This window comes from Collinsella sp. TF08-11AT, assembly GCF_003437035.1.
Lineage (GTDB): Bacteria > Actinomycetota > Coriobacteriia > Coriobacteriales > Coriobacteriaceae > Collinsella.
On sequence record NZ_QSRL01000002.1, the window covers coordinates 52,979 to 64,881 of the forward strand.

Below are 11,903 nucleotides of genomic sequence, written 5' to 3' on the forward strand. Positions count from 1 at the left end.
ATGCGCGCGTTTGAATTTGAGCTTTCGCGCCGAGGGTTTGCCTCGGCGCTTGCCGCGGGCGCGCTGTCGCTTGCGTTGGCTGGCTGCAGCGGCGGGGCCGCGGTGGCTGGGTCTGCTGCAGGCTCGGCCGCTGCGGGTGCTGCTGCCGCCGAGCCGGTCGAGGCGCATGTCGCCTCGCTCAAGGGACCGACGTCGATCGGTCTGGTGCAGTTTATGGACCAGGCGGCGCGTGGCGAGACGGATAACGAGTTCGACTTTGCGATCAGCGCCGCGGCCGACGAAATCGTGCCCAAGGTCATTCAGGGCGATGTCGATATCGCCTTGGTGCCCGCCAACGTGGCGAGTGTGCTCTACAACAAGACCGAGGACGCGGTGCAGGTCATCGACATCAATACGCTCGGCGTGCTGAGCGTGGTGACGGGCGACGCGAGTGTGACCTCGTTTGGCGATCTGGCGGGCCATACCGTCTATATGACGGGCAAGGGCACCACGCCGGAGTACGTCATGAACTATTTGCTGGAGCGCGCAGGTCTGACTGGCCAGGTGGCGCTTGAGTTTAAGAGCGAGCCCACCGAGGTGCTGTCGGCGCTGCTTGCCGACCCGTCCGCCGTGGGCGTGCTGCCGGAGCCGTTCAAGACCGCTGCCATCGCCAAGAGCGAGGGCAAGCTATCGGCGCCGGTGAGCCTGACCGATGTGTGGGACGAGCTGGCGGGTGACACGGGCTCGCGCCTGCTGACGGGCGTGACCGTGGTGCGCCGCGCGTTTGCCGAGGAACATCCCGAGGCCGTGGCGGAGTTCTTGAGCTGCCATGCGGCGAGCGTTAAGGCTGTCAATGCGGCGCCGGCAGACTGGGCGCAGGCCGTGGTCGATGCCGGCATCGTGGATAACGCCAAGATCGCCGAGAAGGCGATTCCCGGGTGCATGCTTGTCTGCCAGACGGGCAAGGATATGAAGGCGGCACTTAGCGGGTATCTGCAGGTACTGTTCGACGCGGACGCGAGCGCCGTTGGTGGTAAGCTTCCGGCTGACGATTTCTACTACTTGGAGTAGCCCGTGCGTGCGTTTGCTCGACAAATGACAGAGCGTATGAAGGCGGTGGCGGCAGTAGGTGCCGTCGCCGCCTTTTGGCTTGCCGCGTGGATGCTGGTGGCGGCGCTGGTGGCGCAGCCGCTGATTTTGCCGGGGCCGGGTGCTGTTGCCTTGGCGCTGCTGCGCCTGGTGCGCGATGGCGGTACCTGGGCGATTTTGGCGGGCTCGGGCGCGCGGATACTGGGCGGGTTGGCGCTTGCCGCGGTGTGCGGTGGCGTACTTGCCGGGATTTCGTCACGTTCGCGTGCGTTTGCGCACCTGGTGGCTCCGGCGCTGTCGTTTGTAAAGGCGACGCCGGTCGCCTGCGTGGTGGTCCTGTTGCTTATCTGGCTGGGGTCGGCGCGCGTGAGCATCGCGGCAGTCTTTTTGATGGCGCTGCCGGGCGTGTATTTCTCTCTGGTCGAGGGCTTGGCACAAGTGGATAAGCCGCTGGAGCAGATGTTCCGCCTGCATGGCGTGCGGGGATGGCGCCTGTTTTGCGCTCATACCTGGCGCGAAGTCCTGCCGTTTGTGCTTTCGTGTGCCCGTGCCGTGATCGGCATGAGCTGGAAGGCCGGCGTGGCAGCCGAGCTGATCGGCATGGCGGTGGGCACCGTGGGTGAGCGCATCTATCAGGCAAAGCTTTTGATTGAGACGGCCGACCTGCTGGCTTGGACCGTGCTGGTCGTTGCCGCCTCGTGGGCGTGCGAGCGCGTGCTGGTGTGGCTGCTGCGGGTTTCGGGACCCGTGGCGTGGCGCGCGGCCGTGCGGGCGCATGGACATGGACTGCGCGGGCGTGCGGGGGCTGCGAGCGATGGCGCTGCAGCGGAGCTTGCGCTTGCCGTGGGCGATCGCGCTCCGTGGGCGCCGGCGCTCGACAGACTGGTGCTCAACGTGCCTGCGGGTGGGCGTATCTGTGTGATGGGCGCTTCGGGCATGGGCAAGTCGACGCTGCTTTCGTTGGCAGCGGGGGAGTGCGCGCCGTGCTCGATGGTGTTTCAGGATGCGCGCCTGGTTGAGTCCGCCTCGACGCTGGAAAACGTGCTGGTGTGCGCCGATGTACGCGTGGATGCTTCGAGCGCCGCGGCATTGCTGCGCCTGCTGGTGCCGGGAATCGATGTGCATGCTCGCGTGGCCGAGCTTTCGGGCGGACAGCGCCGTCGCGTCGAGATCGCTCGAGCCCTGCTGTGCCCGGGCGGTGCCGTTATTCTGGACGAGCCCTTTACCGGCCTGGATGCCTCCGCGCGCGATGCGACGGCCAAGACTGTGCTCGACCTGCTCGACGGCCGTATGCTGTTGCTTGCCACGCACGATGTCGCTGATGCTCAAGTGCTCGACATCTCGGATGTCATCGCGCTTTAGAAGCCATCACAAGTTCTAGCTCGACAACAAAATAATCCGTTTTCCTCCGCCCCCAAGGGATCAGCGTTTTGTCAGTTTGTGGTAGAACTAGGGAACGGTTCTTGAGGAGGTTGGCATGCTCAATGCGATGATTTGGGCGCTTGCCTGTTTTGGCGTCGTCGCTGCCGATATTGCCCTGAGCGTTGTTTTGTTTTCCGCTCTGGGCGTCGCGTCGGTGTTCATAGGCTTTTCGATTGACGACCTTGATATTCAATTGCTTCAGGCTGCCGCGCAGATGGCGTCGTTTTTGATGGCGCTGCTGTGGTGGCGTTATCTGTGGCCGCGCTCGTTTATGGCGCGCTGGCAGGGCGAGCATCCGCTCGGCGGGGGAGCGCGTGGGGCGTGGAAGCGCATCGCCTGCGTTATCGTGATCGGCCTTGCCCTGCAGGTGGTCGTTGGCTACGTGACCGACGCCGTGCTGTCGCTGTTGCCCGATGCCGCGGCCGACTACAGCGAGCTTGTCGAGGAAACGGGTATGGGCGACACCAGCTATCTCGCCGTCCTGACTACGGTGCTCGGCGCCCCATTTTGTGAAGAGCTGCTGGTGCGCGGCATTATTTTTGAGTTTTCGCTCCAAGCGTTTAATCCGCAGTGCCGCCCACTTTGGAAGTGCCGGCGTCGTGTGAGCGCGCAGAGTGGCGCCATGGTGCCCTGGGCGGCCCCAAGCACGTGGGGTATCGCCGCGGCGATTGTGCTGCAGGCGGCGATCTTCGGTTTTATGCATATGAACTGGGTGCAGGGCTGCTATGCGGGCGCTGCCGGCCTCATTTTTGGCTGGGTGCTCGTGACGACCGGAAAGCTCCGCTACACGATCCTGCTGCACTTTGCCTTTAATGCCGGGTCGTATCTCATGACGTTGCTCTGGTTTGTGAACACGCCGCTCGACGTGATAATCACGGTCGCTATCGCCGGCGTCGTCCTCGTTGAGGCAATGCGGTCGCTGCGCCACGCGTGTGGGATGGACGCAGCGAGCGCACCGCTGCCCTAGTTGCGACGCCCGCCTCCGTTGGCGCCCTGACGCCCCTGGGCCGCGCGATTGCGACCGGCAGTGTTCTGCGCACGCGACATGCCGCCGTGCCCCTTGCTACCTTTGGGCCCCTTGCCGGCGGCACCACCGTGGGCCTTGCCACCCTTCTTGTCGGTGCCATGCCCACCGCCAGCAGACGTCTCGCCCGGGCGCGGCGGCACGGGACGAATCAGGCAATGCTTGGTGTAGCCAATCAGATCGCGGCGGCCGGCCTTTTCCAGCGCCTCGCGCACGAGCTTGTAGTTCTCGGGCTTGCGATACTGAATCAGCGCGCGCTGCATGGCCTTTTCGTGCGGATCGCGTGCCACATAGATCGGCTCCATGGTGCGCGGGTCTACGCCGGTGTAGTACATGCAGGTCGACATGGTGGACGGCGTGGGGTAGAAGTCCTGCACCTGCTCGGGCATGTAGCCCATGTCGCGCACGGCTTCGGCAAGGTCCACGGCCTCCTTCATCGTCGAGCCGGGGTGGCTCGAAATCAGGTACGGCACTACATACTGCTTGAGTCCGTATTCGCGGTTCAGGCGTTCAAATTTACGACAGAACGCATCATAGACGGCGCGGCTCGGCTTGCCCATTACGGAGAGCACCGCGTCACTCACGTGCTCGGGCGCTACGCGCAGCTGGCCCGAGACATGGTGCTCCAGTAGCTCGCGCAAAAACTCGTCCGAGGCGTCGGCCATAGTGTAGTCAAAGCGGATGCCGCTGCGGACGAAGACCTTCTTGACGCCCGGCAGCTGGCGCAGGTCGCGCAGCAACTGCGTGTAGCCGCTCTCGTCGACTACCATGTTCTTGCATACGCTCGGCCACAGGCAACGCTTGTTCTTGCACACGCCGTGTTTGAGCTGCTTGTCGCAGGCCGGGCGGCTAAAGTTGGCCGTCGGTCCGCCCACGTCGTTGATGTAGCCCTTAAACTCGGGGTCGTGTGTGAGCAGCTCGGCCTCGCGCATGATCGAGTCGTGGCTGCGCATCTGCAGCACGCGGCCCTGGTGGAAGGTCAGCGCGCAAAACGAGCACTCACCAAAGCACCCGCGGTTGGAGCTGATTGAAAACTTGATCTCGGCAAAAGCCGGCACGCCGCCCGCTGCGTCGTAATCGGGATGCCAATCGCGTGCGTAGGGGAGTTCGGCCACCTCGTCCATCTCGTCGGTGGTAAGCGTCGCGGACGGCGGGTTCTGCACCACATAGACGCTGTTGGGGTAGGGCTCTACCAGGCGATGTCCGGTGATGGGGTCCATATTCTGCTGCTGCACGTTAAAGCTGCGCGCATAGTTGAGCTTGTCGGCGGTAAGGTCGTCCCAGCTGGGCAGCAGGTCGTAGTCGTAGACCTCGTCGAGCGAGTTGGTGCGGTAGACGGTGCCGTTGATATAAGTGATCTGGTCGACGGGCAGCCCGGCATCGAGCGCGTCGGCGATCTCGACGATCGCGTGCTCGCCCATGCCGTAGATGAGGATGTCGGCGCCCGAGTCGAGTAGTACCGAGCGCTTGAGCTTGTCCTGCCAGTAGTCGTAGTGGGCCAGACGGCGCAGGCTCGCCTCGATGCCGCCGATGATGATGGGGGCATCCTTAAACGTCTGGCGGATGAAGTTACCGTAGACCGTGACGGCACGATTGGGGCGGTGCCCCTCCTCGCCACCAGGGGTATAGGCGTCGGTGTGGCGGCGGTGCTTGGTCACCGAATAGTGGTTGACCATGGAGTCCATGTTGCCGGCGCTGACGAGAAAGCCCAGGCGCGGCTCGCCGAGCACCGTGATGCTGGCGGGGTCGGTCCAGTCGGGTTGGCAGATAATGCCCACCTTGTAACCGTGTGCATCAAGGACGCGGCTGACGATGGCCATGCCAAAGCTGGGATGGTCCACGTAGGCGTCGCCGCAGATGTAGACGAAGTCGCACTGGTCCCAGCCGCGCGCGTTCATGTCGGCGCGGCTGACGGGGAGGAACTTATCGCGACCCGGACGCCAGGGGCGTGAGGGCGCTGCCTGGGTGTGCGTGGTGTGCCCACCCTGCGCCTTACCGCCGCGCCTTTGCTGCTGGCCCTGTTTGCCCTGCTGACTGCGCTGGTTGTTCTGAGCGTGCTGAGGCTTTTTTGCCACGATCCCTCCCGGTGTTTGTATGCTGCACGTAATTGTAACCAGTCTTTTTGGGACGGGGCTAAAAAGACTGGTGGAGTACATGGGCTGGCGGATCGGCGTGTCGATGCGGGAGCCGTTTGTTTCCAGACTGTGTATCCCCGTGTCGAAGAACCCGTCTCGCGCGCACGCCATGTTGTCAATGGGTTACAGTATGAACGGCGGCTATGTTTCCGCCAACGCACGAGAGGGTCGTCAACAAGGAGGATGCACGACGATGCAGCGTGCCAAACAGATATCGGAGTCCATTGAGCTGGGCATTATCTTGGCGCTCGCCGGTGGCTTTATGGACGTGTATTCGTACATTGGGCGCGATCATGTTTTCGCCAACGCGCAGACGGGCAACATCCTGCTCGTGGGTGTAAGCATCTCGGAGGGCAACTGGGCGCTGGCGGGGCGCTACTTCTTCCCCGTGGTTTCGTTTGCTGTGGGCATTATGCTTGCCGACCTGGTACACGAGCGTTTTGGCAGCGTGATCCACTGGCGTCAGGTGACGGTGTTCTTTGAAGCCGTCATCTTGCTGGGCGTGAGCTTTATCCCGGGCGGCGATTTCAACCTGCTTGCCAACTGCCTTACCTCATTTGCCTGCGGTATGCAGGTCGAGAGCTTCCGCAAGATCCACGGTCACGGCATCGCCACGACCATGTGCATCGGCAACTTGCGCAACGCCCTGCAAAACGTGGACGACTATATCATCACCCACAAGCGCGGCTTTTTGGAAAACGGCGTACTGTACTTTGGCGTGATCTTCACCTTTGTGTTTGGCGCCGTGCTGGGCAACTGGTGTATTGAGCGCATGGGCCTGCACGCCATTGCGGTGGCGAGCGTGCTGCTGTTTATCGCGTTTGCCATCATGTTCATCGACCGTGAACGCGATTTGCACAGGAAATGGGCCCGCATCGTAGCTGACTGGCAGACCACGAGTCTTAAGCGCTAAGGTGCATGTTCGTAATGACAAGATTTGACGTCAGCAAAGCGTGCTGCTTGAGGCTATAGAATAAAAATGCCATCTTTCTAGCTATAATTATTAGTTGAGGGGATGGACATATGCCAGAGCTTTTTATTCAAAATAAGACGACAGTAATCAAGTTGATGGTGCTCTGCATTTTATCTGCCCTGGTAGAGCTGTCTGTTGTTAAAGCTGAATCGTTGATTATAGACTATGGCCTGCTTCGCTCTAATTATCGTAACGTTTTATACATTGGGTTAGGCCTGCTAGTATTGCTCTCAGTTGAGCTGGTGACAAACCTGTTCAGATCAAAATATGCGGAGCAATTGGCTTCCGATGGCGCTAACTGCTTCTATAGATTGCTTGCCCGCCGCGCTTTAGAGCGGCCCTTAGTTTTAGCAAAAGACAGTGACTACCTGTTATCGCGCATTGAAGAGGCTGGGAACCTACAGCCGATGATTGGAATATTTACAACTGCGTTTCTTCCGTGCTTAGTGACGGGTTTGGCATCGTTTGTGGCGCTATCTAATATCTCTTTGTTGCTTTTGATCCCTGTTTGTGTTTCGGCATTGTTTATTTCGCTTCTATATCCGTTCGCTCTTAGTAAGCTATCGACTAAGAGCGAAAAGGCATTGGAGGCCCAGGCGAGGGGTTCTGCTTATTTAGCCCAACTAATAAATTGTCGACTTTACATTCGAATTTCTCGTTCAATTAACTTGGAATTACTTCGCTATAAAAAGATGCTTAAAGCCTGCAGGAACTCTCGAGTTGAGGAGAGTGTCTTTGCGAGATTGGCAACTGAAATAGTTAACGCTGGCAACATCATTACTGGCTTGCTTTCAGTTCTGCTGCTTATTTTCCTTGTGTTAAAGCGCGGGCTGACGGTCGGGATTGCGGTGCAGAGTTATCAACTTGTGCTTCTATGCTATTCTCCTTTTCCTCTTGTTCTGAATTGTTGGGCTCAGCTTCAACCGTCGTTTAGGTCGTTGCGCCGTGTCTTGGAATTACGTCGTCTTTTGGAAGCTGGAAAACCTAATTTGATATGCTTCGATCACGCTGATCGAATTAGTTGGAAAGGAATCAGTCTCTCGTTTTCGTCGAGCGAAACTAATGAGAGGATAACAATTCCAGATTGCACGATACAGGCACCTTGTCTGGTTTTAGTAAGCGGCCCTAATGCATGTGGCAAATCTTCATTTCTGGAAGTATTGAATGGATTATTGTCGCCAGTTGCCGGCAGACTGTGTGTTAATGAGTCTACTGTCATTTTCGATGGCTTGACTTTAATCCAGCTACCCTGCGCAACTATGCCGCAAAGACATTTGATAATGGGGGGAACTTTCAGGAAGGCTCTTTACTATGGTCTTGTAGATATTGACTCTGAAAAACTCATCTATCTTTTGAAGGGTTTTAGCCTCGATAAATTATTTGAAGCCAATCCCATCATTGGAACTAGGGGACACAATTTGTCTGGCGGAGAACTGGCTTCTCTATTACTTTGTAGGGCCTTTTTGAGCAGCTATTCTATTATTATTTTGGATGAGCCTTGCAACAATTTAGATAATGCTTCGATATCCTTTTTGAAGGCGGTGGTTGCACAGGAGATGAAAGAGCGTATCGTCATCATTGCGGATCATGGACATGGTTTTGAACAATTTGCAGACTATGTAATACAGTTTCAGGAGCCAGAAAAACTATCTAGCTCCTGAACGTTGCTACCAACTGCTATTTGCGAGTTATTCGAGATGCTCTTCAATGCGAGCTCTAAGAAGGGCAATGGCTGTGGGTATGCCAATTGCGGCAGCTAATTCGGCTTTATCCAAAACCTGTATGCTAAAGCACGATTGTTTATCACATTGAAGAACGGTAACTGAAGATACCCTCACTTCCCGTTGGCTGAATATATCGTAATCTCCAAAAAGGAAGTTACCTTTTATTGAGTAATTCGGTATGTTCGTTATGCACTTCATCTCAAGTCTGTTTAGGCCATAATCGAACACCGCAACTTCCTTGTGTTCGATGACGAGCGCAACCCTGGGCATGTTACTAAAGCCACCGTCGACGACAGTAAAGAGCTTTTCATTTGTATCGTCATAAACGGTGTATTTAAGACTCAATAGCTGTCCTAGTGGACCCGTGAACCCATGTCTTTTGATGTTGAGGTTGTCTCCCACTGGGTTGGTGAGAGCTAGAGCATGCGGATAAGGGTTACCTTCAATTGAGATTCGATATTCGTTTGTAGCTGTCTTGCTCGATTTAGGACCAGTAGCCACCACGCGTCATCGCCTCAATCGCATTGGAACCGACTTCTGCTTCGTGCGGAGAATTACGCAGTACGTTGCAGTACATGCAGCTGCAATAACCGCATGGGCAATTTCTAATAAAATGAATGACGCTATTTACTGCATGCATGTTAAATGGTCGAATACTTCTCATGATTTGCCTCTCATTGTTCGATTGTTTCTGACTGTTCTATTACCTTCTTCACCTCCTCAACACTGTTGAACCCTATGTTTTCAATCGACGAGTACTCAACGTAAACAGAAAACCTGCTTTCAAGAAAAATTAGCAGTCGAACTAGATCCGATGAGGACAAGCTGAATGGGGAATTGGTCAATCGTTGATTTCTTAGATCTTGATCAAATTGAGTCAAATCCAAATCTCTAATATTGCTTATTGCTTTTTCGATTTCTGCGTAGATGGTTTCATCTTTACAATATGCTGTCATTTCAGTACCCCAAGATCGAAATCAAACAACTCGTCCTCGATTGTCTTGCAGCATAGTAATGATTCTTCTGGATCTAAGCTGGCTGAGAAACTGGGTATTCCTCTTAGTCGAAGTTCTCTTGCTGCTTGAATAGCTTTATCGCTAGATGAATAGCTTATTTGAAATTCATGCGTCTCCAACCCCTCTGTGGCGTCAAGTACTTCGTTTGTAATTTCAAATTGAACTATCTCTGCTTGCGTAAGCGTTTCAATTACGGGCATGAGCCCTAGCATTATGTCGTAGTCGGCTATCGTGTATGGGATATTGATAATGGCTAAGTCAGGGCAGAAAGCTCGACATGCAGCAATCGACCCCAATCCGTAATCTCCGAAAATGTGGTCGTTGTATTTCATAAGCACATTGGGCGTCTCTAATAGAGCTAGGTCGGATTTATCATTCTCAATGATGAGGTTGATCTGCTCATTCATTTTGATGACGGCAGATTGGCCACCATCAAAACTAAGGGTGTTGCAGCCCCAGATTTCATTTAAAGGATTGAAGCTCAACGCGCATAGATTGGGATGGTGCTTTCTCATCTCGCTAACGATGCTACTGAACGTTATTGTTGAATTGGCGGGTGTATATAGATTCCCGACAACAATTTTTGGTATCAGGGCTAATTCCTGCATGTCGCTTTTGCTAGACTCGATTCGTTCAGCGGCGAGTTGGCTGACAACCGTCTTATTTACAGAATGAGCGTAGGTTTCAGCGTGTTTACTAAATTCTACGAGTCCTGCGGCGCTTTCTTTCGTCGATAAAACGACAACCAGGTCTGATTCATCGATTGTCGTTACATAGTTAATTCGATTTCTTATGCCAATTTCCTTGCAATTAACAAGGTTGGCGACATCTAGGCCGTCCGGTAGAATGCCGCATGGCGTTGATACCCGGATATTGTAGCCATTTCCTAGCAATCCAATCAGAAGAGGATAGTCAGCTCTTGTGAAACATATAAGTCCGATTGTCTTCATGATTTTTATCGCTTGTTCCTTTTTAGAGCTGTTGCAATGGACACTTCATGTCTATGAAGCTCAAAGCGAAGTATTTTCTGATTAAGTCGGTCAAAGGCAATTCGTTTTGAATTGTCGCATGCTGTTCGCTTGTAATCAGGGCTTATTACTCCTTCGCAATCTGCGCTTTTTATGCATTGGGTGCACAGCTGAAATGCCCAACATTTTTTACATGAATCGCTGGTCAGCTTTGAAACATTGATTATCTTTTCAATTTGACCTAAATCAAATCCTGAATCCAATGTGCCGATATACATTTCCTTCGTTGTTTCGCTGACCCTTTCGCAAGGAAGAAGCGCTCCTGCTGTTGTCACAAATAGACGCGTAACCCCTGGTTCGCATGGGCCACCGGGTATAGCTTTTGCTGGGATGTTCGAAGGTGCAAATCGCTTTATGTTCTGGTTGATGTTTGCAAGCGTATATGAAGCGAGCCTATCGTTGCGGTTTCCTTTTTCGATTTCGCGCTCATCCATAATTCTTGCTTTAAATAAGGCGTAATTTAGCTGACTTGAGAACTCGTCATTGTAGGGGGCGATACGTCCGTTGCGTTCCAGGTAGTTGAATTGAACATCGCAATCTTCGATATCTTTATCATTTATAAAGGAAGAGACTGTTTTATAGATGTTGTTCGTGTCGACTACGGCATTAAAATGAACATATTTGTTGCGTTCAGGATGGCTGTCTAAAACCATATGAACATTGTCTATAACTGTTTGGTATGAGGACTTGCCATTAGCGTAATGCCTAGACTTATCATGGATTTGCTGCGGCCCGTCAAGACTGATTAACAAATAGAATTCATGCCCAGAATCGAAGAAGAATTTAACCATTTCTTCAGATAAAAGAGAGCAATTAGTTGTAATTCGAAATGAGATGTGTTTTCCTTCAAATACCTGCTCTGCATATTGAGTAATTAGCTTAATTTCATTAAATCGAAGGAGAGGTTCTCCTCCATAAAATGCTACGACCGGGTTTGAGTTGTCGATCGAGTGCATCTTAAAGAATTCGATTGCATGTTTTGCCGTCGAAATGGACATGGAGTTATGACTGTGGGCTCTGTTGTATGAGGAGTTTCCGGAATAGATACAGTAATCACATCGGAAGTTACAAGATTGAGTCAGCTGAAGGGTTAGCATCCGTATATTTCTTTCCAGCTTAACTTTCAAAAGGTCAATTGATGGATAAGCGATATCCTGCAATGGCGAATCGCAGCAGTAGCCACATGATTGTAGTAACTGGAATTCTTGGTCTGATTTACAGGAGGCGTGGCAAACTTTGCCTGCTTGGACTTCTGAGATGTAATTGAAGAGATCTTTGCTTACTGCAAGTATCTCGTTTCGATTGGCATCATAAATGTAGTGGCCCAAGAGGGTCTTTATAGGTAGAACTAACATCTCTACCGCCTCTTTCATTTCACTAATGTTATTTAGTGAACTAAGATGTTTGCTATAAAGTATCCTTTTATAAACGTATTGTCAAACATATATTGCTAAAACAGAAACAATTTATAGACTGAGTTGGTCGTATTCTTTGGGCGATTGCTCCTATAATC

Annotated in this window: 9 protein-coding genes; 5 read left to right on the forward strand and 4 right to left on the reverse strand. The window is 53.6% G+C overall.

Annotation, left to right across the window (positions count from 1 at the left end):
- From DXC79_RS02205 to DXC79_RS02215, 3 genes are all read left to right on the forward strand, one after another.
- The gene (locus tag DXC79_RS02205; RefSeq protein ID WP_117634840.1) at positions 1-1,050 is read left to right on the forward strand and encodes an ABC transporter substrate-binding protein; all 1,050 of its coding nucleotides are present in this window, start codon (positions 1-3) and stop codon (positions 1,048-1,050) included.
- Positions 1,051-1,053: 3 nt separating this feature from the next.
- A complete protein-coding gene (locus DXC79_RS02210; RefSeq protein ID WP_147327467.1) occupies positions 1,054-2,430 on the forward strand; it encodes an ATP-binding cassette domain-containing protein in 1,377 nt (458 codons plus the stop codon).
- 115 nt (positions 2,431-2,545) lie between these two features.
- Entirely contained in the window at positions 2,546-3,457 is a 912-nt protein-coding gene (locus DXC79_RS02215) for a CPBP family intramembrane glutamic endopeptidase (protein ID WP_117634844.1), read from the forward strand.
- On the opposite strand, the gene DXC79_RS02220 is transcribed toward DXC79_RS02215, so the two are convergent.
- Entirely contained in the window at positions 3,454-5,589 is a 2,136-nt protein-coding gene (locus DXC79_RS02220; protein WP_233502944.1) for a YgiQ family radical SAM protein, read from the reverse strand. The two genes, DXC79_RS02215 and DXC79_RS02220, sit on opposite strands and share 4 nt — an antisense overlap.
- A 253-nt stretch (positions 5,590-5,842) precedes the next feature.
- On the opposite strand from DXC79_RS02220, the gene DXC79_RS02225 reads away from it, so the two are divergent.
- Entirely contained in the window at positions 5,843-6,562 is a 720-nt protein-coding gene (locus DXC79_RS02225; protein ID WP_117634848.1) for a YoaK family protein, read from the forward strand.
- A 110-nt stretch (positions 6,563-6,672) separates the two neighbouring features.
- On the forward strand, positions 6,673-8,283 hold the full coding sequence (locus DXC79_RS10275; protein ID WP_117634850.1) for an ATP-binding cassette domain-containing protein: 1,611 nt from the start codon (positions 6,673-6,675) through the stop codon (positions 8,281-8,283).
- A gap of 27 nt (positions 8,284-8,310) precedes the next feature.
- On the opposite strand, the gene DXC79_RS02235 is transcribed toward DXC79_RS10275, so the two are convergent.
- The 3 genes from DXC79_RS02235 to DXC79_RS02250 all read right to left on the reverse strand — a co-directional run bounded on the left by DXC79_RS02235 (position 8,311) and on the right by DXC79_RS02250 (position 11,763).
- Positions 8,311-8,847 (reverse strand): hypothetical protein, encoded by a 537-nt coding sequence (locus DXC79_RS02235; RefSeq protein WP_147327468.1) that lies wholly within the window; start codon positions 8,845-8,847, stop codon positions 8,311-8,313.
- 451 nt (positions 8,848-9,298) lie between these two features.
- The gene (locus DXC79_RS02245; RefSeq protein ID WP_117634856.1) at positions 9,299-10,312 is read right to left on the reverse strand and encodes a hypothetical protein; all 1,014 of its coding nucleotides are present in this window, start codon (positions 10,310-10,312) and stop codon (positions 9,299-9,301) included.
- A 5-nt stretch (positions 10,313-10,317) separates the two neighbouring features.
- Positions 10,318-11,763, reverse strand: coding sequence for a radical SAM protein (locus DXC79_RS02250; RefSeq protein WP_117634858.1), 1,446 nt, complete (start codon positions 11,761-11,763; stop codon positions 10,318-10,320).
- Between the last annotated feature and the right edge of the window lie 140 nt (positions 11,764-11,903).

Bases quoted from the DNA above. Each gene is read 5' to 3' on its own strand.
- DXC79_RS02205 (WP_117634840.1), top strand. From the start codon at position 1: ATGCGCGCGTTTGAATTTGAGCTTTCGCGCCGAGGGTTTGCCTCGGCG.
- DXC79_RS02215 (WP_117634844.1), top strand. From the start codon at position 2,546: ATGCTCAATGCGATGATTTGGGCGCTTGCCTGTTTTGGCGTCGTCGCT.
- DXC79_RS02225 (WP_117634848.1), top strand. From the start codon at position 5,843: ATGCAGCGTGCCAAACAGATATCGGAGTCCATTGAGCTGGGCATTATC.
- DXC79_RS10275 (WP_117634850.1), top strand. From the start codon at position 6,673: ATGCCAGAGCTTTTTATTCAAAATAAGACGACAGTAATCAAGTTGATG.
- DXC79_RS02245 (WP_117634856.1), bottom strand. From the start codon at position 10,312: ATGAAGACAATCGGACTTATATGTTTCACAAGAGCTGACTATCCTCTT.
- DXC79_RS02250 (WP_117634858.1), bottom strand. From the start codon at position 11,763: ATGAAAGAGGCGGTAGAGATGTTAGTTCTACCTATAAAGACCCTCTTG.